This window comes from Rubrobacter sp. M3-4 (assembly GCF_059772285.1).
This window is the reverse complement of record NZ_JCBAJP010000004.1, coordinates 99,625-123,069: the sequence shown is the minus strand read 5'-3', so window position 1 is coordinate 123,069 and position 23,445 is coordinate 99,625. Positions and strand designations below refer to the sequence as shown.

The 23,445-nt window shown below is 66.4% G+C and carries 25 protein-coding genes and 1 riboswitch; of the genes, 10 read left to right on the top strand and 15 right to left on the bottom strand.

Annotated features, from left to right (window positions below):
- Positions 1–10: 10 nt before the first annotated feature.
- The 9 genes from AC6EKW_RS06075 to phaQ form a co-directional block, all read right to left on the bottom strand.
- Entirely contained in the window at positions 11–1,033 is a 1,023-nt protein-coding gene (locus AC6EKW_RS06075; RefSeq protein WP_498513924.1) for a LacI family DNA-binding transcriptional regulator, read from the bottom strand.
- 12 nt (positions 1,034–1,045) lie between these two features.
- The gene (locus tag AC6EKW_RS06070; RefSeq protein ID WP_273887809.1) at positions 1,046–1,927 is read right to left on the bottom strand and encodes a carbohydrate ABC transporter permease; all 882 of its coding nucleotides are present in this window, start codon (positions 1,925–1,927) and stop codon (positions 1,046–1,048) included.
- Positions 1,927–2,862, bottom strand: a complete 936-nt coding sequence (locus tag AC6EKW_RS06065; RefSeq protein WP_498513923.1) for a carbohydrate ABC transporter permease — start codon at positions 2,860–2,862, stop codon at positions 1,927–1,929. The genes AC6EKW_RS06070 and AC6EKW_RS06065 overlap by 1 nt, the downstream gene beginning before the upstream one ends.
- 20 nt (positions 2,863–2,882) lie before the next feature.
- Positions 2,883–4,217, bottom strand: a complete 1,335-nt coding sequence (locus AC6EKW_RS06060; protein ID WP_498513922.1) for an extracellular solute-binding protein — start codon at positions 4,215–4,217, stop codon at positions 2,883–2,885.
- A 109-nt stretch (positions 4,218–4,326) separates the two neighbouring features.
- Positions 4,327–5,448, bottom strand: coding sequence for an ester cyclase (locus AC6EKW_RS06055; protein WP_498513921.1), 1,122 nt, complete (start codon positions 5,446–5,448; stop codon positions 4,327–4,329).
- Positions 5,449–5,513: 65 nt separating this feature from the next.
- The gene (locus tag AC6EKW_RS06050) at positions 5,514–6,722 is read right to left on the bottom strand and encodes a thiolase family protein (protein WP_273887804.1); all 1,209 of its coding nucleotides are present in this window, start codon (positions 6,720–6,722) and stop codon (positions 5,514–5,516) included.
- Between the two features lie 49 nt (positions 6,723–6,771).
- On the bottom strand, positions 6,772–7,125 hold the full coding sequence (locus tag AC6EKW_RS06045; RefSeq protein ID WP_273887803.1) for a hypothetical protein: 354 nt from the start codon (positions 7,123–7,125) through the stop codon (positions 6,772–6,774).
- Positions 7,126–7,223: 98 nt separating this feature from the next.
- Positions 7,224–7,556, bottom strand: a complete 333-nt coding sequence (locus tag AC6EKW_RS06040) for a hypothetical protein (RefSeq protein WP_273887802.1) — start codon at positions 7,554–7,556, stop codon at positions 7,224–7,226.
- A gap of 41 nt (positions 7,557–7,597) precedes the next feature.
- On the bottom strand, positions 7,598–8,017 hold the full coding sequence (gene phaQ, locus AC6EKW_RS06035; protein WP_273887801.1) for a poly-beta-hydroxybutyrate-responsive repressor: 420 nt from the start codon (positions 8,015–8,017) through the stop codon (positions 7,598–7,600).
- A gap of 200 nt (positions 8,018–8,217) precedes the next feature.
- Here phaQ and AC6EKW_RS06030 point away from each other — a divergent pair, with 200 nt between their 5' ends.
- The 3 genes from AC6EKW_RS06030 (at position 8,218) to AC6EKW_RS06020 (ending at position 10,893) form a co-directional block, all read left to right on the top strand.
- Positions 8,218–8,964 (top strand): 3-oxoacyl-ACP reductase family protein, encoded by a 747-nt coding sequence (locus AC6EKW_RS06030; protein ID WP_498513920.1) that lies wholly within the window; start codon positions 8,218–8,220, stop codon positions 8,962–8,964.
- A gap of 159 nt (positions 8,965–9,123) precedes the next feature.
- Positions 9,124–9,894 (top strand): beta-ketoacyl-ACP reductase, encoded by a 771-nt coding sequence (locus AC6EKW_RS06025; protein ID WP_420542068.1) that lies wholly within the window; start codon positions 9,124–9,126, stop codon positions 9,892–9,894.
- A complete protein-coding gene (locus AC6EKW_RS06020) occupies positions 9,895–10,893 on the top strand; it encodes an alpha/beta fold hydrolase (protein WP_498513919.1) in 999 nt (332 codons plus the stop codon). It abuts the gene before it with no gap.
- A 100-nt stretch (positions 10,894–10,993) separates the two neighbouring features.
- Here AC6EKW_RS06020 and AC6EKW_RS06015 read toward each other — a convergent pair whose 3' ends face one another.
- The gene (locus AC6EKW_RS06015) at positions 10,994–11,275 is read right to left on the bottom strand and encodes a Sec-independent protein translocase subunit TatA/TatB (protein WP_273888439.1); all 282 of its coding nucleotides are present in this window, start codon (positions 11,273–11,275) and stop codon (positions 10,994–10,996) included.
- A gap of 162 nt (positions 11,276–11,437) precedes the next feature.
- Positions 11,438–13,054, bottom strand: a complete 1,617-nt coding sequence (aceB, locus tag AC6EKW_RS06010) for a malate synthase A (protein ID WP_498513918.1) — start codon at positions 13,052–13,054, stop codon at positions 11,438–11,440.
- 139 nt (positions 13,055–13,193) lie between these two features.
- Here aceB and AC6EKW_RS06005 point away from each other — a divergent pair, with 139 nt between their 5' ends.
- On the top strand, positions 13,194–14,273 hold the full coding sequence (locus AC6EKW_RS06005) for an isocitrate/isopropylmalate family dehydrogenase (RefSeq protein WP_273888437.1): 1,080 nt from the start codon (positions 13,194–13,196) through the stop codon (positions 14,271–14,273).
- Positions 14,274–14,379: 106 nt separating this feature from the next.
- On the opposite strand, the gene AC6EKW_RS06000 is transcribed toward AC6EKW_RS06005, so the two are convergent.
- Both AC6EKW_RS06000 and AC6EKW_RS05995 read right to left on the bottom strand, forming a co-directional pair.
- Complete coding sequence (locus AC6EKW_RS06000; RefSeq protein ID WP_273888436.1) at positions 14,380–15,240, bottom strand: fructosamine kinase family protein; 861 nt, start codon at positions 15,238–15,240, stop codon at positions 14,380–14,382.
- The gene (locus tag AC6EKW_RS05995) at positions 15,230–15,796 is read right to left on the bottom strand and encodes a low molecular weight protein-tyrosine-phosphatase (RefSeq protein WP_498513917.1); all 567 of its coding nucleotides are present in this window, start codon (positions 15,794–15,796) and stop codon (positions 15,230–15,232) included. The genes AC6EKW_RS06000 and AC6EKW_RS05995 overlap by 11 nt, the downstream gene beginning before the upstream one ends.
- A 575-nt stretch (positions 15,797–16,371) precedes the next feature.
- Here AC6EKW_RS05995 and AC6EKW_RS05990 point away from each other — a divergent pair.
- Entirely contained in the window at positions 16,372–17,421 is a 1,050-nt protein-coding gene (locus AC6EKW_RS05990) for a 6-phosphofructokinase (RefSeq protein ID WP_273888434.1), read from the top strand.
- 46 nt (positions 17,422–17,467) lie between these two features.
- Here the strand turns inward: AC6EKW_RS05990 and AC6EKW_RS05985 are convergent, their stop codons facing one another.
- Complete coding sequence (locus AC6EKW_RS05985) at positions 17,468–18,304, bottom strand: glycosyltransferase family 2 protein (protein ID WP_273888433.1); 837 nt, start codon at positions 18,302–18,304, stop codon at positions 17,468–17,470.
- Positions 18,305–18,613: 309 nt separating this feature from the next.
- Positions 18,614–18,708, top strand: a riboswitch (TPP riboswitch).
- A gap of 79 nt (positions 18,709–18,787) precedes the next feature.
- Here AC6EKW_RS05985 and thiE point away from each other — a divergent pair.
- The 5 genes from thiE to AC6EKW_RS05960 are packed head-to-tail and all read left to right on the top strand — an operon-like array spanning position 18,788 to position 22,598.
- Positions 18,788–19,456: a thiamine phosphate synthase gene (thiE, locus tag AC6EKW_RS05980; RefSeq protein WP_498513916.1), complete on the top strand. Its 669-nt coding sequence runs from the start codon at positions 18,788–18,790 to the stop codon at positions 19,454–19,456.
- Positions 19,453–20,427 carry a sulfur carrier protein ThiS gene (thiS, locus tag AC6EKW_RS05975; protein ID WP_498513915.1) on the top strand — a complete coding sequence of 325 codons (975 nt, stop codon included), beginning with the start codon at positions 19,453–19,455 and terminating at the stop codon, positions 20,425–20,427. Before thiE ends, thiS begins: the two co-directional genes overlap by 4 nt.
- A 1-nt stretch (position 20,428) precedes the next feature.
- Positions 20,429–21,550, top strand: coding sequence for a glycine oxidase ThiO (gene thiO, locus AC6EKW_RS05970; RefSeq protein ID WP_498513914.1), 1,122 nt, complete (start codon positions 20,429–20,431; stop codon positions 21,548–21,550).
- Entirely contained in the window at positions 21,547–21,981 is a 435-nt protein-coding gene (locus tag AC6EKW_RS05965) for a M67 family metallopeptidase (protein ID WP_498513913.1), read from the top strand. Before thiO ends, AC6EKW_RS05965 begins: the two co-directional genes overlap by 4 nt.
- Positions 21,978–22,598, top strand: a complete 621-nt coding sequence (locus AC6EKW_RS05960; RefSeq protein ID WP_498513912.1) for a TenA family protein — start codon at positions 21,978–21,980, stop codon at positions 22,596–22,598. The genes AC6EKW_RS05965 and AC6EKW_RS05960 overlap by 4 nt, the downstream gene beginning before the upstream one ends.
- 36 nt (positions 22,599–22,634) lie before the next feature.
- Here AC6EKW_RS05960 and otsB read toward each other — a convergent pair whose 3' ends face one another.
- Entirely contained in the window at positions 22,635–23,444 is an 810-nt protein-coding gene (otsB, locus tag AC6EKW_RS05955; RefSeq protein ID WP_498513911.1) for a trehalose-phosphatase, read from the bottom strand.
- Position 23,445 lies beyond the last annotated feature (1 nt).

Here is a 23,445-nt window from a genome sequence, read left to right as displayed (position 1 = left end):
AACGCTCCTTTCAGTCGGTGAAGGTCTCACACCCACACGAGCGCCGGCGCACCAGCCCCACCGGGAGCAGTATGCGCTGCTCGCGCCGGCTGTTTCTCTCTGCAGCTTCCTCCAGAAGCAGCCTGACCGCCGCCCCGCCCGTCTCGTAGAAGGGTACGCGCACGGTCGTGAGCGGGGGCAGGGCGTGCGCGGCCATCGGGATGTCGTCGCAGCCCACGAGCGCACACTCCCGAGGAACGTCCAGACCCCGCTCGTAGAGGGCGTGCAGCACGCCGAAGGCCATCAGGTCGCTCTGGACGAAGATCGCGGTCACATCCGGTGCACGCTCGAGCAGCCGGAGTGCGGCCCGGTATCCACCCTCGGGCTCCCAGTCGCCGAACTCGACCAGCTCCGGGTCCGGGGTGATCCCCGCCTCCCCGAGCGCCCGCTCATACCCTTTGAGGCGCGCCTTCGTCACCCGCCGCCCCGGGGAGCCGGCCACGGTGGCGATCCTGCGGTGCCCGTGGCCGATGAGGTGTCCGGTAGCCAGATAAGCGGTCCTGGCATGATCGGAGCCCACGAGCGAGACCCCACCGCCGGGGACGTGGTGGATGCTCACCACCGGGATCTCCCATTCGCGCAGCATCCTGCCGACCTCCTCGTCCTCCTCGAGCTGGGGAGCGGCGGCGAGGATGCCCCCGACCCGATGCTCGACGAGCATCCGCAGGCAGCGGGCGGCGTCGGAGCCCTCCTCATCCAGGCTGCAGATGAGCACACCCCGACCCATTTTGCGCGCCTCCCGCTCGGCACCGACGACGAACTGCGCCAGCACGTAGTCGCTCAGGTTGCTCGCCAGGATCCCGATCGTCGAGGTGCTCTGCGTGACCAGGTTGCGCGCGAGGGCGTTCGGCACGTACCCGAGCTCTCTCGCCGCCTCGAGTATTCTCTCCTCGGTCTGCTTCGAGACCGTACCCTTGCCGTTCAAGACCTTGCTCGCGGTCTGAAAGCTCACCCCCGCGAGCGCGGCCACGTCCCGCAGAGAGACACCAGCCAAACTCTCCCCCCTCTAGCCCTTGAGCCCGGTGTTCGCTATGCCTTCGACGATCTGACGCTGGAAGAAGATGAACGCCACGAGCAGCGGCAGACCGCCCAGGACGGCGGAGGCCATGATCTGGGCGTAGTGGATGCCGAAGGCGCTCTGCACGGTGGAGAGCCCGAGCGGGATCGTCATCATGTCGGTGCTCGTCACCACGATCAGGGGCCAGATGAAGTAGTTCCACGAGCCGACGAACGTGAAGATCGCGACCGCCGCGAGCGCGGGTCTGGCGAGCGGCATCCAGATCTGCCAGTAGATCCTGAGCCGGCTCGCCCCGTCGACGAGCGCGCTCTCCTCCAGCTCGCGCGGGATGCCGTCGAAGAATACCTTGAGGATGAAGACGGCGAGCGCCGAGGGGAGCTGCGGCAGGATGATCCCCTGGTAGGTGTTGACGAACCCGACCGCCTGCATCTCCGAGAACAGCGGTACGATCAAGACCTGCGGCGGGACCATCAGCCCGGCGAGCACGACCCAGAAGAGCACCGTCCGGCCGCGGAAGGGGATGCGCGAGAGCGCGTAGGCGGCGAGGCTCGCCAGCAGCACGACGAAGACCGTGACGACTATCGAGACGAGCGCGCTGTTGGCGTACCAGCGCAGGATGTCCCCCGCCTCTATCACCTGCCTGAAGGAGTTCAGGTTGAAGTGCGAAGACGCCCAGGTGATCGGGGTCTTCGTCGTCTCGCTCTCGGGCTTGAGCGCGGTGTCGATCGCCCAGGCGATCGGCAACAGCCACGCCGCGGCGAGCACGGAGAGAACCGCGTAGGTGACGATCGTCCCCGCCCTGCCCCGCCGACCGGGGACGGGCCCCTTTTGCGATACGCGAGCGAGTCCCCGCGGTGCTTCCGCTTCCATCAGACGGTCTCCTCCCTTCTGCGGCTGAACAGGAACCAGACCACCGAGGCGGCCAGGATGATCACGAAGTAGACCACCGAGACGGCCGAGGCGTAGCCGATCTGGTAGGCGGTGAAGCCCTGGTCGTAGAAGTACTCGATGATGGGCCGGGTGGTGAAGTTCGGCCCCCCGTAGGTCATTATGTAGACCTGGTCGAAGATCTTGAGCGAGGCGAGTATCTGCAGCGCGAGCACCAGCAGTGTGGTCCGCTTGAGCAGGGGCAGCGTGACCCAACGCGCCTGCGCCCAGGCACCCGCCCCGTCGACCGCCGCCGCATCGTACAGCTCGCGCGGTATCTCCTGCAAACCCGCGAGATACAGCACGAAGTTGAACCCCAAAGTCCACCAGATGGTGGTGATGACTATCGAGATCATCGCGACGTTCGGGTCCCCGAGCCAGGCGACGTTGCCCAGAATGCCGCCGAGGACGCCGTCGATGAGCCCGAAGCCGGGCTCGTACATCCAGATCCAGATGAGGCACACCACCGAGACCGGCAGGACGAACGGCGCGAAGAACGAAAACCGGAAGATCCCCTGCCCCCGCACCACCCGGTTGGTGAGCATCGCGAAGACGAGCGCCAGGATCACCAAGGGCGGAGTCGAGAGGATCGTAAACCAGACCGTGTGCCACAGCGACTGCCAGAAGGCGGGATCGCCGAAGAGCCGCCCGTAGTTCTGAAACCCCAGAAACTGCGAGCCCCCGGTCCCGACCAGGCTCTTGTTGGTGAAGCTGTACTTGAACATCAATATGACCGGCCAGATGAGGAACAGCGCGTACGCCGCCATGAACGGCAACATGAAACCCCATCCGGTCAGGTCTCTGCGCCACCGGCCCCCTCCTCCGCTCTTGACGGCCGGCACGGCCGGGGCGCGTACCATCTCCTGTCCTGCTTCCATCTCTCCCTCACTCCTCCTTCTCAGTAAGGTTTGGGCAGCGAGACCTCCTGCTGCAGGTAGGCCCGGAACTGCCTCACCCCCTGCCGGGGCGACATCCTGCCGGCCATCACCGCCTGGAAGATCCCCGAGGCGTGCGACTCCATGATCGAACCAGACCCGCTGAACCAGGCGATCGGGTCGGTGACGACGTACTTCGCCACCCCGGCGTAGTTGCTCTGCGGCTCGAGGTGCCGGTACTTCTCGCTCTGCACCACGGGCTGGTAGGCGGGGATGTGCCCGCCCTGCGCCCAGACGTAGCTGTCCTTGAGCATGAAGCTTATGAACTCGAGCGCGGTCTTCTTGTGCGCCGGGTCAACACCCTTCGGGATGATGAACGAGTGGTGGTCGGCCTGCGCCGCCCTGTAGGTGTAGACCTTCGGGAAGGGCACCATGTTGAAGTTCATCTTCGCTGCCTGGAAGGTCGTCACCTCCCACTCCCCGTTCCAGTAGAGCCCGGCCTGCCCGTTCTGGAAGAGCGCGACAGACCCGCCGTAGTCCATGTTGATGGGCATCACCCTGTACTTGAGCGCCAACTCGGTCATGAACCCGAGAGCCCGCTCGGCCTTCGTGTCGTCCATGACCACCCTCTTCGCATCGTGCGAGAGTATCGGCGCCCCCTTCTTCATCTGCCCGTAGAGCGTGAGAAAGAGCCGCCACGGCCCCGCCGAATCGTTGGGGTAGAAGGAGACCCCCCACTGTCCGGTGACCTTCTTGACCTTCTCGAGCACCTTCACGACCCGTCCCGGGCTGTCCATCGGTACGAGGTTGCCACCCGAATCGAGGACCCCCGCCTTCCTGCAAATGTCCACGTTGTAGTACTGGACGAATGGATGCGTGTCGAGCGGGACCGCGTAGATCCTGCCGTCGTACTTCGCGAAGTCGAGCACCTGCGGCAGGAACTTGTCCGGCCCGATCCCGTACCGCGAGAGCTCCTCCGGACGCAGCTCCTCCAGAAGACCGGCCGGCGCATAAGCCCCCATCTTCGCCAGGTGCATCACCGCTACATCCGGAGGACTCCCCCCCGCTATAGCCATCGAGAGCTTGGTGTAGTACGGGTTGCCCCACGACAGCGTCACCGCGTTGAGCGTTATCCCCGGATGGCTCCTCCTGAACTGGTTCTCCATCTCCACCATCCGGACCCCGTCCCCACCACCGAACAGGTTCCAGTAATCGATGCTCCGCGCCCCGCCACCGACCAGCGCCGCCGAAGGCCCGCACGAACTCACCGCCAGACCAGCCGCCGCAACCGCAGCCCCACTCAGAAACGTGCGCCGGCTGACGGACCGCCCAAGGAAAGACCGGCCCTCTCCGCTCATACCACGTCCCTCCTTCCACACCCCGCCTTGGTTTAGGCGAACGTTCGCCTAAACCATTGGAAGGCTAACATCGTGCGGCAGGAAGATCAAGTACGAGACGTGGTGGGGCTCAGGCTTCGGGGAGGCCGAGCTGTTGGCGCAGGCTCTCCATATCCACTCTGCCGGAGTGTTCGACGAGCAGGCCTTCTCTGAACCGGTCCTGGAAAGAGGCTTCGAAGGAGGCTTTGCGTCCCGTCGGGGGGTACCAGAGGACGCCACCGCGGTCGGTTCCGGAGAGCAGCAGGCGGGTTTCGACCGTATCGTCCCGGGCTCGCTGCTCCTTTATGGAGAGGCGGAGGTCCGGGAAGCTCGCGTGGAGGTCGAGGATGCTCCGTTCGAAATTACGCCGGCCCTTCAGGTGGTGGACCTCGTCGGAGACTTCGGGGTCGAGCAGTTCGTCGAGCAAGGAGAGGTCTTTGAGGGCGAACGCCTCCTCGTAGAGCCGTCGTGTCCGGTGGAGGTTCGCCTGCTCCGTTCTCTCGCGTTCCTCCTGGAGGCGTCTCTTACTACGGGGGAGTGCCCCGTAGAGTGCGGTTCCGAAGAAGATCCAGCAGAGCGCGGCGAAGATGGAGGGAGCCGCGAGGACCACCTGGGACCAGAGGCCCTGTGCACCGGGCCGGGAGGAACTGCCGAGGTACCATTGGAAGAGCGAGAGGCTTATCAGGGGGAGGCTGATCACGCCGGCGGGCAACAGGGCGAAGCGGGCCCGGCCCAGGCCCCTCCGCGCGCTCGAGGCCGCTGCGCCGGCGAGGATCGCTGCGACCGGCGGGCCCCAGAACCAGAGTAAGAACATGGTTCTGATCCCGCCATCCAAAAGACCGAGCCACAGTATCTGGTCCCCGTAATGGAGCCACTCCCGCAGGATGTAGGCTGGGGGCACTATGCAGGTGAGAAGGGCCACGGCGAGCCCCGAGAGCGCCGCCACACGAAACGTACTGCCACCCTCGCAGACGACGGCCCAGACCCCGAGCAGGGCCAGCGGGATCATGAAGCTCCTCGCCGGTTCGCCCACGAAGTATGCGAGGTCGTAGAACCCGTAGAGCGGATGGTAGGGACCGTAGAACTGAACCAGCAGGTTCGTCACGCCCTCGAACAATCCGAGAGCACCGACGAGGACCGCGGCAACCCCGGCAACGCGCACCAGGGCGGGCCGCCGAAGTGTCTTCTCCAGCGGCCCGCCCTGGTGCGTCATTCCCTCTTTGATCCGGACGAGGAGAGAACCGCGCAGGGTACGGAGCCCCCTATCGCCACCCCCGCCTAGGAGATGCGTTCGAAGATCGCCGCGATCCCCATCCCTCCGCCGATACAAAGCGTCACCAGCCCGTAGCGTCCTCCGGTACGCCTGAGCTCGTGCAGGATCTTGACGGTGAGGATCGCCCCGGTGGCGCCTATCGGGTGGCCGAGCGCGACCGCCCCGCCCAGAGGGTTGAGCCGCTCCTCCGGTACGCCCAGCTCACGCCCGACGGTGACCGCGATCGAGGCGAAGGCCTCGTTCGCCTCGACGATGTCCATATCTTCGATCGAGAGCCCCGCCTTCTTCAATGCCATCCGGGAGGCCGGGATCATACCCGTACCCATCAACGCCGGGTCCACGCCGGTCACGGCCGCCGAGACGAGCCTCCCCGCCACCGGCAGATCGAGCTCTTCGGCCTTTCTGTCGGTGGTAACGAGCATCATCGCGGCGCCGTCGTTTATCCCGCTCGAGTTGCCCGCCGTAACGGTGCCCCCGTCACGTTTGAAGACCGGCTTGAGCCGGGCGAGGCTCTCGACGCTCGTGTTCGGACGGACGTGCTCGTCGGTGGTGAACCGGATGGTCTCCTTCTTCTGCTTCACCTCGACGGGGACGATCTGCTCCTCGAAGTACCCCTCCTGGATGGCCCGGGCCGCCCGCTGGTGGCTGCGCGCGGCGTAGGCATCCTGGTCCTCACGCGAGACGCCGTACTTCTCGGCCACGTTCTCGGCGGTCACGCCCATGTGGTAGTCGTTGAAGACGTCCCACAGCCCATCGTAGACCATGTGGTCCAGGATCTCCCCGCCCGGCATCCCCATCCGGTAGCCGTAGCGGGCCCTGGGCAGCAGGAAGGGCGCCTGGTCCATGCTCTCGATCCCGCCGGCGAGCACCACCTCCGCGTCACCGAGCGCCACCTCCTGCGCCGCAGAGACGATCGCCTGCAGACCGGATCCGCACATCCGGTTGAGCGTCATCCCGGGGACGCTCACCGGGAGGCCGGCTTTGATCCCGACCTGCCGCCCCGGGTTCATCCCCTGCCCAGCCGAGAGGATGTTGCCGACGATCACCTGATCTACCTGCTCCCCCTCCACGCCCGAGCGGGAGATGACTTCTCGGGCCACCGTGGCCCCAAGCTCGGTCGCCGGCACGTCCTTGAGAGCCCCGCCGAACGTCCCGATCGCCGTCCTCAGGGGAGTGGAGACCACTATCTCCGTTCCGTTGTTCCCAAAGCTCAAGGCGGCTCCTCCTATAGATCGTCCTCACTCATGCAAGTAAGGATACACCTCAGCGCCCGCCACGCCTCTGCATCTCCTCGAAGGTGCTCTGGTAATAGGAGAACATGGAGTTGAGGAAGTTCATGTAGGCGCTTATCGACTCCTGAGAGAGCTCCTGGAAGGCCTCGCGCTGCTTCTGGGTCTGCTCCAGCAAAGCCTCCGTGGTCGAGCGGGTTCCTTCGGCCTGGCTCTGCAGCTCCTCCATCACGCTCTCGAAGAACTTCCGCGTCAGCTCGGCCCCACGCTCCTGAGCCTCCATGGAGTGCCCGGAGACGGTCCGGTAGGACTCCATTATCGCCTCGGCGAACTTCTCCGCCGCCGCGTTGACCTTCTCCATCTGATCGCGCATCCGACGGTCGTCCATGGAGGACCTCCTTTCCCTCTACCACCATGCAGCATAACATACGAGCGGGGGCCGGGCGGAATCGCCCGGCCCCCGCATACACGCCGCTTTGCTCCGGCTTACCTGGCCAGCCGGCTGGCAGCCTCGAGACCCTCCCTGTAATAGGTGAAGGGTGCATACAAGAGGTCCAGATAGGCCTCCACGCTCTCCTCGACCAGCTCCTGGAACGCTTCGCGCTGCCGCTCGGCACGCTCAACCAGCTCCTGCGTGAACGCCCGGTTGCTCTCCGCCTGATAGCGGAGCTCCTTTATCGCCCCATCGACCATCTCCTGCATGAAACGCACGTTGCGCTCCTGGAGCCCGATGGCGTGATCCAACACCGCCTGGTAGGAGTCGCGCGCTCCATCGGCCAGCTTCTGGGCCGCCTCATTCGTATTGTTCTTGCTCGTCATCCTCTCAACCTCTCCTTTCTTTATGCCCGACCGCAGGGATCTCACTTCTTCCCCCCCTCACGGCCTTCCTCTTCTTCATCCTCCTCGGAGCGCATCGGCTGCCCCGTGTATAGCCTGAAGAAGGTGTCCATCGTCTTCTGATACTGCTCCAAAGACTTCGCCCAAAAGTCCAGATAGGCCCTGCCGGCGTCCGTGATCGAATACATCCTCCGCGCCGGCCCCCCCTCCGAGGTCTCCCACGTGGACTTCACGATCCCGTCCTTCTCCATCTGCCTCAGCGTCCGGTACAGCGTGCCCGGGTTCATCGCCTCGAACCCGAACTTCGCCGCCCGCTCCATCAACTCGTACCCATAGGAATTCCAGTCCCGCAGCGACAGCAGAATCACCGGAACCAGCCAGTTGCGCGGACGGGCCTCAGCCTTCCTCGGATCCGGTCCTCTTCTCTCCTCTCGCTCGTTCATCTTCCTCTCTTTCACGCTGTGTGCAGTTTACACATATATTCAGAAATGTCAAGCATGTGGGCGCGCCTTCATGGATCGTGGTCGGTGTGGTTTATGGAGGTGAGCTTCCATGGTCCATATATATGCCGCTCACATATTTTGAATCAGATTTTACCCGGCTGTTAGACTGGCTACACGGAAGAGAGAAAGGGGTTGTGGAGGTGAGTGAGCTCAGGGGATCGGTGGCGGTAGTGACGGGGGCGGGGAGGGGGCTCGGCAGGGCGATAGCGGAGGAGCTGGCATCCGGTGGGGCGCGGGTGGTGGTCAACTACTCGCGCAGCCGGGGACCTGCGGAGGAGCTGGTCGAGAAGCTGAAGGCGGAGGGGATGGAGGCGGTGGCCATCCAGGCCGACGTCTCGGAGGCCGGGCAGGCGGCGCGTCTCATCTCCGAGTCGCTCGAAGCCTTCGGCGGGATAGACGTCCTGGTCAACAACGCGGGCATCAACATAGACAAGACGATGAAGAAGCTGAGCGTCGAGGAGTGGGACAGGGTCGTTCAGGTGGACCTCAACAGCTGCTACTACACGGTCAAAGCGGCGCTCCCCCATTTCATTGAGAAGGCTTCCGGCAAGATCATAAACATAAGCTCCTTCGTCGGACAGATGGGCAACTTCGGGCAGGCCAACTACGCCGCCGCCAAGGCGGGCATCATCGGCTTCACCAAGACCGCGGCCCTGGAGCTCGCCCGCTACAACATCACGGTGAACGCCGTGTGCCCAGGTTTCATAGAGACCGACATGTTCGCCGGCGTCCCGGAGAGCGTGGTGAAAGAGAAGATACTGCCCCGCATCCCCCTCGGCCGCGTCGGGAAACCCCAAGAGGTCGCCCGCGCCGTCCGTTACCTCATCGTCGACGGAGACTACATAACCGGCCAGACCCTCAACATCAACGGCGGGATCTACATGTAGATCCCGCAGACTCCAGCCGAACCTCGCTACATATGACCCTTTTGGTTATATCTTCTTGCAGTATATATTTTCCGCACGTATATAATTTATTCATGGATACTGACCGTCTGGGCGGTCTGGCATCCATCTGATGCAGGCTCGACAGAAGAGGTGATCTTCGTGGGAAACCTGGAGGGTCGTGTCGCGGTCGTCACTGGGGGGGCGCGTGGCATAGGGGCGGCCGAGGCCAAGAGGCTAGCGAAGGACGGGGCGAAGGTAGCGGTCTTCGACCTGTCGGCAGAGGCGTGCCAGGAGACGGTAGCGGAGATCGAGAAGCTCGGTTCGGAGGCGATGGCGGTGGCGTGTGACGTCTCGCGCGCAGATCAGGTCGAGGAAGCCTTCGAGAAGGTGGCCGAGAGGTTCGGGACGGTGGACATCCTGGTGAACAACGCCGGCGTGATCCGGGACAACCTCTCGTTCAAGATGAGCGAGGAAGACTGGGACACCGTGCTCGACATACATCTCAAGGGCAGCTTTCTATGCTCGAAGGCTGCGCAGAAGTACATGGTCGAGCAGGAATACGGCAAGATCGTGATGACCTCCTCGGTCGTGGCGCTCGGGAACCGGGGTCAGGCGAACTACTCGGCGGCGAAGGCGGGGGTGCAGGGTCTGACCCGTACGCTGGCGCTGGAGCTGGGTCGGTTCAACATCAACGTGAACGCGGTTGCGCCCGGCTGGATCGAGACCGAGATGACCAAGGCGGCGGCCGAGCGGGTGGGCATGACGATGGAGGAGATGAAGGAGCGCTTCGCGAGGAGCATACCGCTGCGCAGGTTCGGCCGGGTCGAGGACGTCGCCAACGTGGTGGCCTTTCTGGTCTCCGACGAGGCCTCCTACATAAGCGGCGAGACGATCTACGTCGCGGGGGGGCCTTCGAGCTCGGTGGTTTAGTTGCCGCTGCGCCGTAGAAACCCGTTCGGGGTATCGAGGAGGGCCGGACCGGGGGGCGGGAGAGCCCTGGCAGCCGGTGGCCTGCTCGTCGGCGGCGCCGCGGTTGTCAACCACAGGCTCAGGAACGCGGGGGAAGGCACGTCCGCCGGTATCGGTGGGGAGGAGCGTGTCTACCGCTGGCGGGAAGGGAGGATAGCGTATTCCGTGGCGGGTGAGGAGGATGCTGCTCCTCTCGTGCTCGTCCACAGCCCGCAGATGGGGGCTTCGTCCTTCGAGTTCCGCCGCAATATGCTCCCGCTCGCGCGCCGGTTCAGGGTCTACGCCCCGGACTTCCTCGGCTACGGTCGCTCAGACAAACCCCGACGTCGGTACACGCCGGAGGACTTCGCCGCGCAGGTAGAAGACTTCGTGCGGGAAGAGATCGGGCGCCCCGCCCACCTGCTCGCGAGCTCGCTCTCGTGCGCGCTCACGATGCCCGCGGCGGTGAGGAGCCCGCGCCTCTTCGGGCGGCTCGTGTTCGTCTGCCCCACCGGCTATGCGGCGCTCGCGCGGCCATCGGGGAAGCTCGGGCAGACGATCGAGGCCGGGCTCATCTCCCCCATCGTCGGGGAGAGCGTGTATCACGCGCTCACCAGCCGCCGGGCGCTGCGTTTCTACCTGGAGCGCGCCCTCTACCACGACCCGGATCTCGTGACCCCGCAGCTGGTCGAGGGGTACTATACGGCGAGCCACCGGGAGGGAGCGCGGTACGCCGCGGCGGCCTTCGTCTCCGGCCGGCTCAACCAGGATGCGGGGCCGTATTTCCCCAGGCTGCCGCAGCGCATCCTCATCTGTTGGGGACAGGAAGCCCGGGCGATGCCGGCCGGCCTCATCCACGACTTTCTGCTGCGCAACCCGCGTGCCGAACCACGCTTCTTCCGTGAGGCGGCCCTGATGCCGCACGATGAACGCCCCGAGGCTTTCAACCGTGAGGTGGAGGAGTTCCTGACCCGGGAGTAGGCCGAAGGAACCGCAGTTTCATGCAGAAGAAACCGGCGGGCGGGGGATCCCCCGCCCGCCGGCCGTCATGGGAGGTCTCGCGTGCTCCGTCCGGGAGGGCCTAGCGCCGCTCGGAACGCTCCGGATCACGCGGGCGCTCACCGGACTCCTCGTCCCTGAGCTCCTCGCGCGCGGCCTTCACGCCCTCCTCGGCCGCCCGAACCGCCTTGGGCTTCTTCTCCTTCTCGTCCTCGCTCTCGGCGGAGTTCATGCCCTCTCTGAACTCTCTCACCCCCTGCCCAAGCCCCTTGGCCAGCTCGGGGATCTTCCGACCGCCGAAGATGAGCAGCAGGATGACGAGGAGGATCAGCAGGTGTGTAGGTTGTTCAAGCCCCGCGAACATCGAAGCGCATCCTTTCCTCTCTCACGCTCTCTACGGGTATCATACCTCATTGTATCCCGAGCGGAGGGTCTTGGAGTAACATCCCGGGTCCTCCCGGGAGAATAATCGCACCTTCCACGAGATCTGGAGGGGGACACCGTTCGGCGTCCCCCTCCAGATCTCCTACTCCAGGTAGTCGTAGCCGGGGAGGGTGAGGAACTCGACGAAGTCGTCCTGGGTCGAGATCCGCTCGAAGAGCTCCCGGGCCTTGCCGAACTCGAAGTCGCGCTCGAAGCGCTCGGGGCCGTAGATGTCGTCCCTGATCTTGGTGAGCTCCTCCTCGACGACCCGGTGGAAGAGCTCCTTGGTCACCTCGGTGCCGTCCTCGAGTACGCCCTTGGGGTGGTGGATCCACTGCCAGACCTGCGCCCGCGAGATCTCGGCGGTCGCGGTATCCTCCATGAGGTTGAAGACCGGGACCGCCCCGCGTCCGGCGAGCCAGGCCCCGAGGTACTGCAGCCCGACGCTAACGTTGTTGCGGAAGCCCGCCTCGGTGATCGTGCCCTCCGGCTTCTCCAGCAGGTCGGCGGCACTCACCCGCACGTCCTCGCGTTTTTTGGTCTCGATCTGGTTGGGCTGAGGCATGTAGCGGTCGAAGACCTCTTTCGCGGTCTGCACGAGCCCCGGATGCGCCACCCAGGTACCGTCGTGCCCATCCTTCGCCTCACGCTCCTTGTCCGCGCGCACCGCGGCGAAGGCCCGCTCGTTCTGCTCCGGGTCGCCCTTCACCGGGATCTGGGCCGCCATCCCCCCGATCGCGTGCGCCCCGCGCCTGTGGCAGGTCTGGATCGTGAGCTGGGTGTAGGCGCGCATGAAAGGCACGGTCATCGTCACCTGGGCCCGGTCGGGCAGGAGCATGTCGTGCTCGCGGAACTTCTTGATGTAGGAGAAGATGTAATCCCACCGGCCGCAGTTCAGGCCCGCGGCGTGCTCCCTGAGCTCGTAGAGGATCTCGTGCATCTCGAAGGTGGCGAGGATCGTCTCGATGAGCACGGTCGCCTTGATCGTGCCGCGTGGGATCCCGAGCTCGTCCTGCGCCATCAGGAAGACGTCGTTCCAGAGCCTGGCGTCGTGGTGGCTCTCGAACTTGGGCAGGTAGAAGTACGGCCCCGTGCCCAGATCCTCCAGCAGCGCCCTGTGGTTGTGGAAGAGGTAGAGCCCGAAGTCGAAGATCCCGGCCGGCACCTGCCTGCCGTCGACGAGCATGTGCTTCTCGAAGAGGTGCCAGCCGCGCGGCCGCACCAGCAACGTCGCCAGCTCCTCACCCAGCTCGTAGTGACGCCCGGTGTTGGGGTCGTCGTAGGTGATGGTGCGGTTGACCGCGTCCCGGATGTTGTACTGGCTCTCGATCATGTTGTGCCAGGTCGGGCAGTTGGCGTCCTCGAGGTCGGTCATGTAGGTCGAGGCGCCGGAGTTGAGCGCGTTTATGAGCATCTTGCGGTCCGGAGGACCGGTTATCTCGACCCGCCGATCCTGCAGATCCTCCGGGACCGGCGCTATCTTCCAGTCCCCCTCGCGGATGTGCCTGGTCTCCGGGAGGAAGTCCGGCATCTCCCCGGCGTTTATCCTCTCCTGGCGCTCCTGCCTCTCCCTGAGAAGCTCGTGGACCCGGCCGGTGAACTCCCGGGCGAGCTTCGCAACGAACGAGACCGCCTCCGGCGTGAGCACGCTCTCGTACTCCCGCGGAACGGGCGCGGTGAACTCCACACCCTCCGGCAACCCGCTGCTACCGTCTGCCATGATGCTCCTTCCCGATCGTTCTGTCGTACTACGGAATTACTTTACCAGGAAGCAACACCGGATGCTCACGGAGGTAAGGCCACCTGCGAGCCCTTATACTCACACCAAAAGAGCGAAGCTGATATCCGAGAGGTGAGAGATGAGCGAGAGAAGAGCGATAGTCGTGATGGAAGGGGATCAGACGGGGCAGGAGCTGCTCGAGGAGGCGCTACGGGTACTCGACCCCTCGGTCACTCAGCTCGAACTCGAGTTTCTGCGCTTCGATCTGTCCCTCGAGAACCGGCGCAGGACGAAGAACGGGGTGGTACACGAGGCCGCGGAGGCCATGAAGTCGGCCGGTCTGGGCATGAAGGCCGCGACGATAACGCCCGAGGGAGCCGGGGACGTGGGTTCCCCGAACGCCATCCTGCGCAAGGACATCGGTGGGACGGTGATCGTACGCACCGGCCGGCGCATCCCCGGCGTCAACCCGTTGCCGGGCGTCCACGCCCCCATCTCGGTGGTCCGGATGGCGGTGGACGACGCCTACGGGGCCGAGGAGCGTCGTGAAGGTGAGGGGCTGGACGAGGTCGCCTACCGCACCGAGCGGATAAGCCGCAAGGTCTGCCGGGGGGTGGCCGAGTTCGCCTTCATCCAGGCCAGGAGGATGCACGCCAAGGTCTTCGGCGGACCGAAGTGGACCGTCTCGCCGGTCTACGAGGGGATGTTCAAGGAGGAGCTCGACCGGGCGGCCGAGAAGAACCGCGACGTCCGCTACGAGCCGCAGCTCATCGACGCCACCTACGCGCTGCTGCTCTCCAGCTACGGAGAGCCGATGGTGATCCCTGCCCTCAACCGCGACGGCGACTGCCTCTCGGATCTGGTGCTGCAGATGTTCGGCTCGATAGCCGGGGCTGAATCGCTCCTGATCTCGCTCGACGACGACGAGAACCCGGAGATCGTGATGTCCGAGGCCCCGCACGGCACGGCGCCCGCGCTCGAGGGCAAGGACATCGCCAACCCGATGGCGATGATCCTGGCCGGTGCGGCGCTTCTCACCTTCGTCGGTTCCGAGCACGCGAGCCGCGTCTCCCGCGCGATCTACGAGGCCACCTTCGAGACGATCCTCGACGGCACGAAGACGGCCGACCTCGGCGGCTCGGCGCACACCACGGAGTTCACCGACGAGGTGATCCGGCACGTGAAGAACAAGCTCGAGGTGTGGAGCACGCTGGCGTGAACGGACGTCTGGCGGACGCGGCGCTGCTCGCTGCCAGAGGGGGCCTCCCGGATCTCCCGGTGGCCCTATTCACGCTCGCCTGCGGCGCGGCGTTTTTGCTGCGGCGCTAGACCCCGAAGCGATCCAGGGTGCGCCGGACGGCGGCGAGGTACCCGCCGCCGAAGAAGTACACGTGCACCAGCAAAGGATAGAGGTTGTAGAGGTCGCGCCGGACTTCGAAGAAGCCTTCCTTTATGGGGCGGATCTCGGAGTACCGCTCGAAGAACGCCTTCCCGAAGGAATCGAAGAGGGAGATGAACGCGAGCTCCACCTCGGGGTCGGCGTGGTAGATGGCCGGGTCGAGGAAGGCGGCTATGTGATCTCCTTTCGCCAGCACGTTGGCGCTCCACACATCCCCGTGGATGAGGCCCGGGGGCTGCGGCTCGCCGATCTCATCGGCGAGCCGCTCCGCGAGCCGTCCGACCCGGCGCGCATCCTCCGCCGGGAGCCGCCCCGCCTCACGGGCCACCCGCGCCAGGTAGAGCAGGCGGTGCTCCCGGAAGAAGTCCACCCAACTCTCCGTCCAGGGATTCGGCTGAGGGAGGCTCCCGATCAGGGTGTCCCGCTCGTGGCCGTAGGCCGCCCCCCCGATGTCGTGCAGCGCCGCCAGAAGCTCGGCGGCGTGGCGCTCTGCGGCCGGGGAAAAGCGGCTCTCCCCCTCCACGAACTCCATCAGCAAAAGATGCTCCGAGCAGTGCAGCACCTCCGGCACCGGGAGGCTGCTCCGCTCGCGCAGATAGCGCAGCATGTACGCCTCGCACTCCAGCTGGGCCCCGCCCTCCCTATCCACCTTGGCCACGAGCGGGGTGCCATCGGAGAGTTCCACTTTGTAGACCTCGCCGATGCAGCCTCCGCCCAGCGGCCGGGCCGAGACGAGGCGCTCCCCCAGCGCCCCCTCCACGCCCTCCGAGAGCAGCCTATAGGACATTGCTCTTCAGGTGCTTGCGGCGGATCTCCTCCAGCAGTCCTCCGGCAGCCTCCTCGAGGAGGAGCGCGACGTACTCGAAGCCCTCGGGGCCACCGTAGTACGGGTCCGGCACCTCCGTCTGCGGGACATCGGCGAATTCCAGGAAGGACCGGACCTCGACCCGCCCGTCCGGGCACAGCGAGGAGACCGCCCGGTAGTTCTCCTCGTCCATCGTGAGGATGTAGTCGAAGCTCTCGCAGTCCTCCGGTGAGATCTGACGCGCCCGCTGCCCGCTTATGTCCACCCCGCGTCGCAGGGCGGCCTCCTGCGCCCGCGGGTCGGGCGGCTCGCCGATGTGCCAGGATCCGACCCCGGCGGAGTCCACGAGGATCTCGCCTTCCAGCCCCTCACGCCGCACCATCTCCTCGAAGATCCCCTGCGCGATCGGCGAGCGGCAGATGTTACCCATGCAGACGAACAGGACGCGTACCAAACGCACCTCCCGGTCGTGGACGTACACCCTCAGGAAGAAGAGATTTTCACCCGGGAAGCCCCCGGGATCAAGCACCCCCGACATTCTCCCGGCATTCGAAAAGAAAGCGGCTTTCAGCGTCACATCCCCGGCTCACCGGGCGGTGCGCCGCCCGGCGGATCGTGCCGCGGGCATCCGCCCCTGCTTGAATCTGAGTCGCAGGGCATCACCCAAGAACGCATCGCTCCAATCCGGAAGATCAAGGAGATTCAGACAGAGCCCGTCCACGGATGGCATGACCATGCAGAACCAGTACTTATCCCCACACCTGGGGAGTCTCCGCGTGCGCGTTTCGCGCAGAGGCAGCCCGTGCCCGCAGGAGCACGGCCATACCAGGTATTAATACCCGCTACGCCTACAGGTATTGATTAATGTCTACCTTGATCACCCCACCCTTTCCAAAATCCCCGGCAGGCAATAGACTTCTGGCAGGCTCTCCCGCGGTTTCAGGGCTCATTCCGAAGCTCACCGGGGAGGCCGACCATCAAGCCGGGGTCCGGCGCTACGCTCCAACCCTCCCCCTACGGAGCGCCGGGCCCGTCTGCCGTCTGCTGCGGGCTTCATATTTGCTAGACTGGGTTTCGAGTCGCGTTCGAGGGAAACCCAAGGAGGATGAAGGCATGAGCGAGGTTCGCAGGGTCGGGATGCTCACTGGAGGGGGCGACGCGCCGGGTCTAAACGGCGTGATCCGGGCGGTCACGACCCGATGCGCCGGGGAATACGGCTACGAGGTAGTCGGGATCAAGCGCGGATGGAAGGGGCTGCTGGCTCCCGAAGAGGACTCGGTCGTGAAGCTCGGCGTGGAGGACGTGCGTTACATCCTCCAGGAGGGCGGCACGATCCTCCTCTCCTCGCGCACCAACCCCTACAAGAACGAGGGCGAGGCGAAGAAGGTCGTCGAGAACATGGAGCGCTTCGGGATAGACGCTCTGGTCGCCATCGGAGGCGACGACACTTTAGGCGTGGCGAGGAGGCTGCACGAGGACTTCGGGGTCAGGGTCGTCGGGTGCCCGAAGACCATAGACAACGACCTCTCGGCGACCGACACGACCTTCGGCTACGACACCGCCGTCTCGATCGCCACCGAGGCCATAGACCGCATAAGGACCACCGCGAAGAGCCACGAGCGGATCATCGTCGTCGAGGTGATGGGCCGGCACGCCGGTTGGATCACCTACGGCGCAGGCCTCGCTTCCGGAGCGAACGTCACGCTCATCCCCGAGGTCGAGGTGGACATGGATGCGGTCGCGGACCTGTTCAAGAAGCGCGCCGAGCGCGGCGAGAAGTGGGGCATCGTCGCCGTCTCCGAGGGGGTGACACTCGGCGAGGAGTACATAACCCAGGACGTCGAGCGCGACGAGTTCGGACACGTCCGCCTCGGAGGCATCGCGGAGACCCTCGCCAAGGAACTGAAGCAGCGCACCGGGATAGACACCCGCCACGTCGTCCTGGGGCACCTGCAGCGCGGCGGCACCCCGACCGCCTACGACCGCATCCTCTCAACCCGCTACGGGCTGCGCGCCGCCGAGGCCGTGAAAAACGGCGAGTGGGGCAAGATGGTCGCCCTGCGCGGAAACGACGTGGTGACCGTCTCGCTCGAGGAGGCGACCTCCGAGACCAGGACCGTCCCCGAAGATCTGCAGCAGGTCCTGAGCACCTTCTTCGGCTAGAGAACGCTTCCGTAACGCAAGGGGCGAGCGCTTCCGCGCTCGCCCTCTACATCATCAGGCCCCTCGCCCGCCCGCCGAAGACCCTCAGATGGTAGCGGGCCGCACCACCCTTCGCGCCGGCCGCGGAGCGGAGCGCCTGCCCGAGCGGTGCACCCAGCAACCGCAGCTTCGCCCCGGCGGGATACTTGTGCTTCTTCAGAACCCTCCCCATCCCACACCCGTAGGTGTACGCGCGCCTCATCGCCCTCTCGTCGAAAGGCGGTACCGGAGGGTCGTGCATGACGGCGATCTCAGGGTCGTAATACAACGATGCACCGCGATCCATGAGCTGCAAGAGGTAGTCCGTTCCCTCCCCGGAGCCCCACGGGGTTCCGGAACCGGTGCCCAGGCTCTCGTCGAACCAGAGGCGGCGGGTACTCTCCCGGCGCAGGAACATCGTCGACTCGATGCTGCGCCTCCAGACGTTGATGCGGTCGATCGGACCGGGTTCGGTATCGAAGTCGAGGATGCAGGAGGCACCCCGTCCGTCGACGAGCCTGGTGCACAGGACGTCTACTTCGGGGTGCCGGGTGAAGAAGCGGTCCACCCTCTCCAAAAGGTCACGCGGGTACCAGCAGTCGTCGTCCGGGAACGCGACGATCTCACCCCGGCAGCGGGCGAGCCCGGTGTTCCTGGCCCTCGAGGCGCCGCGGCGCGGCGACCTCAGGTGGTGCAGGTGCAGGACATCCCGGTAGCGGGAGACCAGCGGATCCAGCCTCCCATCCGGGTTCTGGTCTACGAGGATGATCTCGAAGTCGTCGAAGCTCTGTTCGAGCAGAGAGTCCAGCAGGCGTTCGAGTTCCTTCTCCCGGCCGAGGGTCGGCGTAACGAGAGAAAAGCGCACCACCACCTCCTTCCGTCACGAGAGATCCACTCCGGGCGGCGCAGGATCCTGCGACGTCCCTGCGCCGGGAAGTCAGCGAGAGAGAAGTGCTCGCTCGCAGAAGACGGGTGGAGGGTGGTGCGGTGGCGCCCTCCCCTCGGGCTCGTCCATGGCCCCGTCCACGACCCTCGGGCCGCCCGGAGCGGTCTTCGCTCCGGGCGCACCACGGCCGTCCGAAGTCGTGCGGGGGAAGGACGCTTCACGCATCGCATAAATTTTAAGGCATGCACCATGCACAGCCAAGAACCGCCCGCTCGTGCTAAACTGCCCCTCGAACGCTGGGGGTGCCTCGCGCAGGGGCTGAGAGCATACCCTTGGAACCTGATCCGGTCAGTACCGGCGGAGGGAAGCGTGGATAGGGGCAGCGGAACTGGCGCTGCCGCCGCGCCTCCCCGAAAAGCGGCCGGCGGTATTTCTTACCGCCGCCGAGGGAGGCAGCGAGATTTGGAACGCCGCTTTCAGATACACCTCATAACCGACCGCAGAAGATCGTCCCACCCACTGGGAGACGCGGTCGTCGGCGCTCTCGAAGGCGGCATCGACGCCGTACAGCTGCGTGAGAAGGGAGGGCCGGCCCTTCTCCTCTACGAAACGGCGCTGGCCATCTCTCCAGCGGTACGTGCGGCAGACGCCCTCCTCCTCATCAACGATCGGGTCGACGTCGCGCTCGCGACGGGTGCCGACGGAGTCCATCTGGCCGCCAAGAGCCTCCCGCCGGAGGCCGCCCGGCGCGTCGTGGGGGGAAGACTCCTGCTCGGCGTCTCGGTGCACGGCGTAGAGGAGGCGAAAAGAGCAGAGGTGGCGGCAGACTACCTCACCTTCGGGCACGTCTACCCCACCTCCTCCAAGCCAGGGCTCCCTCCACGTGGCGTGCGGGAGCTCGCACGGGTCGTAGAAGCCGTGGAGGTGCCGGTCCTCGCCATCGGGGGGATAGACGCATCCAACGCGCGGGAGGTCGCGGCGACGGGCGCCTCTGGGATCGCGGTGATCTCCGCAATCCTCGCCGCAGAAGACCCCCGATCGACCGCGGAGAAGATCAGAGAGACGCTCGAGACCTCCCCCCACGCCCCGAGGCATCCCTTCCCGAAACCCGAGAGGAAAGGAGCCCGATGAGGATCACGGTGAACCAGAAGCCCTTCGAGATGGAAGAAGAAGACCCGACCATCGAAGCCCTGCTCGCCCGCAAGGGCCTCACCGGTGAGTCCGTCGTCGTCGCGGTGGACGGCGAGATCGTGCACCGCGAAGAATGGAAGAGCCGGCGTCTGCGGGAGGGCGACGAGGTCGAGCTCGTCCACGCCGTCGCAGGGGGGAGCGACGAGCTCGTGATCGCCGGGGAGCGTCTCTCCTCGCGCCTCTTCCTCGGCACCGGCAAGTACCCGGACCCCGAGACGATGAAACAGGCGCTCGAGAGGTCCGGCACCGAGCTGGTCACCGTCGCCGTCCGCTACATAGACGCCGGGGAGCGTCCGATCCTGCAGGACATCGACACCTCCCGCTACCGCCTGCTGCCGAACACCGCCGGGGCCACGACCGTCGCCGAGGCGGTCAAGCTCGCCCGCCTCGGCCGCGAGGCCACCGGCACCAACTGGCTCAAGCTGGAGGTCGTGGGCGAGCCCAGCACGCTCTGGCCCGACACCGCCGCGACCGTCGAGGCCACGAAGGTGCTCGTGGAGGAGGGCTTCGTCGTGCTCCCCTACACCAGCCCGGACCTCGTCGCCGCCCTCCGGCTCGAGGAGGCCGGGGCGGCAACCGTGATGCCCCTGGCCTCCCCCATCGGCAGCGGGCAGGGTATGCCCGACTGGGCCTCCATCCGCCGCATAATCGAGCGGGTCTCGGTCCCGGTCGTAGTGGACGCCGGGATAGGCGTCCCCTCCGACGCCGCCCTCGCGATGGAGCTCGGCGCCGACGCCGTGCTGGTCAACACCGCCATCGCCCGGGCCGGAGATCCCCCGCTCATGGCCGAAGCGATGCGCCGCGGGGTGGAGGCCGGGCGTCTGGCGTACCTCGCGGGACGGATGGAGGCCAAACCTCTCGCCGCTCCCTCGAGCCCGACACGGGGAGTGCCGGTCGGGAGCGGCTCCTGAGATGAACCCCTCCGCCGACGTCGTCGTGGTCGGGGGCGGCGTGGTCGGGTGCTCCGTCGCCTACCACGCCGCCCGGCGCGGGGCAAGAGTCGTCCTGCTCGAGGCGGAGACGGTCGGGTCGGGGGCCTCCGGGGCGGCGGCCGGGATGCTCGCCGCTCAGGCCGAAGCCCGCGGTCCGGACTCCTTCCTCGACCTGCTCCTCGAGAGCCGGAAGATGCACCGCAAACTCGGAGCCGAGCTGTACGAGGTGACGGGTCTCGACGCGGAGTACGTCTGGGAGGGGACGCTGCGGGTCGCCCTCTCCGAGGCGCACGCCGAAGATCTCTCCGAGGCGCTTCGCTGGCAGAGAGAAGCGGGGCTCTCCGCCCGGTGGCTGGACGGAGCAGAGGTGCGCGAGCTCGAGCCCGCGCTCTCCGCCGGAATCTCCGGCGCCCTCTACCTCCCGGAGGACGGACAGGTGAACTCCCCCAGGCTCGTGCGCGCTCTCGCGCTCGCGGCGGCCCGCAACAGAGCCGAGGTCTCCGAGGGAGAGCCCGCCTCGGGGCTGATACGCCAGAGAAACAGGATCGCCGGTGTCCGAACGGCCCGGAGGAAGATCGCAGCGGGGAGCGTCGTCGTCTGCGGAGGGGTGGCGAGCGGTACGCTGGCCAGACACCTTGGCATACGCCTCCCGGTGGCGCCGGTGAAAGGGCAGATCCTCTCCGTCGAGACCACCACTCCGCCCATCACCTCCAACGTGTGGGACGAGGAATGCTACCTGGTCCCCAAGCGGGACGGCCGCGTGATCGTGGGGGCGACCGAAGAGCCGGGCACGCACGACCGCCGCCCCACGCTCGGCGGTGTCGCCGGCCTCTCCGGGGCCGCCATCGGGTTGCTCCCGCACCTCGCCCGAAGCCCATTCGCCGGAGCGTGGGGAGGGCTCCGGCCCGGAACCCCCGACGGAAGGCCGTTGATCGGGCCTGCGGGAGACCCCGAGGGGCTCCTCATCGCCACCGGGCACTACCGCAACGGGGTCCTCCTCGCCCCCATCACCGGAGATGCGGTCTCGGCTCTCGCGCTCGGGGAGCAACCCGCGGTCGACCTCTCCCCCTTCTCCCCGCTGCGTTTCGAGGGGCAGCGATGAAGCTCGTGGTGCCGGAGAACATCCTGCGTGAGATCCTCGAAGAAGCCCGCGGGCACGCCCCGCGCGAGGTCTGCGGCCTGCTCGCCGGGCAAGCGGGCAGGGTGATGCGGCTCTATCCGATCCCGAACGTCTCCCTCACCCCCGAGACACGGTTCGAGATGGAGCCGGAGGCACAACTCGCGGCGATGCGCGAGGTCCGGCGGTTGGGGCTCGAGCTCCTCGGGACCTACCACTCCCACCCGAGAACCCCCGCCGCTCCCTCCCCCCGCGACCGCCGGCTCGCGCTCTACCCGGACGTGGCGCACGTGATCGTCTCCCTCGCGGATACGGATCCCGACGTGAGGGCCTTCCGGATAACGCCCTCGGGGAACACACCGATCTCGATAGTCCAGACCGGGCGAGAGGCGAAGACCGCAGGAGGACGGACATGAAAGCGGGCGATCTCATCGGGAACCACAGCAGAGCGTGGGAGGGCGCGACCCGCCACCCCTTCCTCGAAGGTGTGAGGGACGGCACCCTGCCGGAAGGGGCGTTCGAGCGGTGGCTCGTTCAGGACCGCATGTTCGTCGAGGAGGAGCTCGGTCTTCTCCGCCGCCTCCTCCCGGGCGCTCCGCGCCGGGACCAAAACCTCTTCGAGTCCGGCATCGCCGCCCTGGAGGAGGAGCTGGGTTGGTTCGAGGAGCAGGCGCGCCGCAGGAACCTCACGCTCTCGGCCCGGCCCGAACGCGCGACCGAATCCTACCTGCGCTTCCTGCGCGCCCTCGCCGACGAGCCCTACCCGGCCGCGCTCACCGCGCTCTGGGCGATTGAACGCGCCTATCTCGAGGCGTGGCGGGGCGCTTCCCCCGGGGCCTGCGAGTACCGGGAGTTCGTCGAGCACTGGAGTACCCCGGAGTTCGCCGCCTTCGTCGCCTCGCTCGAGGAGGCCGCCGACCGGGCGCTCGCGACCGGAGAGGCCGACGAACGGGCCGTCACCCTCTTCCTGGAGGTGGCCGATCTGGAGCGGAGGTTCTGGGAGATGGCGCTCGGTGAAGGACGCAGCGGGTGAAGGGATGCCCGGGATAGAGGCCGGCGCGGTGGCGCGCTAGCGGGCGAGCGAGTCCAGGAACCTTTCCACCTCGTCCACCGAGCGCAGCAGGTAGTCCGCCGCGGTCGTCCTGCCCGCGGCCTCCGGATCGTCCGGCTCCCCGACGTAGATCCCCACTCCCCTCCCCGAGAGCGCCCGGAAGGCGTCCTCGTCCGTCACGTCGTCCCCCAGGTAGATGGGGAAGTCATCCTCGAGGCCGAGGGTTTGGATCAGGTACAGCACCGCCCGCCCTTTGTCCCACTCCAGGTTCGGCTGCACCTCGTAGACCATCTTGCCCGGCGTCACCTTCAGCTCGCCGGGACGCGAGGCGAGGAGAGCATCGACCACCTCCCGCACCCGGGGACGCCCTTCCGCCGCGACGTGCCGGTAGTGGACCGCGACGGAGGCCCGCTTGGGTTCGATCACGACGCCCCCGATCCCCCTGAGCTCCTCGCGCAGCCTGCCCTCCACCTCCCCGATCAACCCCTCGTACCCGGCTGAAGCCTCGTGGCCGATCTCGCCCCTCTCGGGGCTCCAGATGTCGAAGCCGTGGCTGCCGGCGACGATGAGATCCTCGAGGCCCATCAGGCGCTGCACGGTTCTGCGGTCGCGCCCGCTCACGACGCAGACCTGACAGCGCCGGGCGAGCGAGCGCACCACCTCCCGCATGCTCCCGGAGATCACGGCCTCTTCGGGGTTCTCGACGATCGGGGTGAGCGTCCCATCGTAGTCGAGGAAGACCGCCGGTGGACGTCCCCCCATCCGGCGTTCGATCTCTGCCCGGTACTCGAGGGCGCAGGGCAACCCGGAGACGGGGCGGTCAGCCATC

What these genes read in the sequence shown, in the direction of transcription:
- AC6EKW_RS06070 (WP_273887809.1), bottom strand. Translation starts at nt 1,927, where the DNA reads ATGGAAGCGGAAGCACCGCGGGGACTCGCTCGCGTATCGCAAAAGGGG.
- AC6EKW_RS06065 (WP_498513923.1), bottom strand. Translation starts at nt 2,862, where the DNA reads ATGGAAGCAGGACAGGAGATGGTACGCGCCCCGGCCGTGCCGGCCGTC.
- AC6EKW_RS06060 (WP_498513922.1), bottom strand. Translation starts at nt 4,217, where the DNA reads ATGAGCGGAGAGGGCCGGTCTTTCCTTGGGCGGTCCGTCAGCCGGCGC.
- AC6EKW_RS06055 (WP_498513921.1), bottom strand. Translation starts at nt 5,448, where the DNA reads ATGACGCACCAGGGCGGGCCGCTGGAGAAGACACTTCGGCGGCCCGCC.
- AC6EKW_RS06045 (WP_273887803.1), bottom strand. Translation starts at nt 7,125, where the DNA reads ATGGACGACCGTCGGATGCGCGATCAGATGGAGAAGGTCAACGCGGCG.
- AC6EKW_RS06040 (WP_273887802.1), bottom strand. Translation starts at nt 7,556, where the DNA reads ATGACGAGCAAGAACAATACGAATGAGGCGGCCCAGAAGCTGGCCGAT.
- phaQ (WP_273887801.1), bottom strand. Translation starts at nt 8,017, where the DNA reads ATGAACGAGCGAGAGGAGAGAAGAGGACCGGATCCGAGGAAGGCTGAG.
- AC6EKW_RS06015 (WP_273888439.1), bottom strand. Translation starts at nt 11,275, where the DNA reads ATGTTCGCGGGGCTTGAACAACCTACACACCTGCTGATCCTCCTCGTC.
- aceB (WP_498513918.1), bottom strand. Translation starts at nt 13,054, where the DNA reads ATGGCAGACGGTAGCAGCGGGTTGCCGGAGGGTGTGGAGTTCACCGCG.
- AC6EKW_RS06005 (WP_273888437.1), top strand. Translation starts at nt 13,194, where the DNA reads ATGAGCGAGAGAAGAGCGATAGTCGTGATGGAAGGGGATCAGACGGGG.
- AC6EKW_RS06000 (WP_273888436.1), bottom strand. Translation starts at nt 15,240, where the DNA reads ATGTCCTATAGGCTGCTCTCGGAGGGCGTGGAGGGGGCGCTGGGGGAG.
- AC6EKW_RS05995 (WP_498513917.1), bottom strand. Translation starts at nt 15,796, where the DNA reads ATGTCGGGGGTGCTTGATCCCGGGGGCTTCCCGGGTGAAAATCTCTTC.
- AC6EKW_RS05990 (WP_273888434.1), top strand. Translation starts at nt 16,372, where the DNA reads ATGAGCGAGGTTCGCAGGGTCGGGATGCTCACTGGAGGGGGCGACGCG.
- thiS (WP_498513915.1), top strand. Translation starts at nt 19,453, where the DNA reads ATGAGGATCACGGTGAACCAGAAGCCCTTCGAGATGGAAGAAGAAGAC.
- thiO (WP_498513914.1), top strand. Translation starts at nt 20,429, where the DNA reads ATGAACCCCTCCGCCGACGTCGTCGTGGTCGGGGGCGGCGTGGTCGGG.
- AC6EKW_RS05965 (WP_498513913.1), top strand. Translation starts at nt 21,547, where the DNA reads ATGAAGCTCGTGGTGCCGGAGAACATCCTGCGTGAGATCCTCGAAGAA.
- AC6EKW_RS05960 (WP_498513912.1), top strand. Translation starts at nt 21,978, where the DNA reads ATGAAAGCGGGCGATCTCATCGGGAACCACAGCAGAGCGTGGGAGGGC.
- otsB (WP_498513911.1), bottom strand. Translation starts at nt 23,444, where the DNA reads ATGGCTGACCGCCCCGTCTCCGGGTTGCCCTGCGCCCTCGAGTACCGG.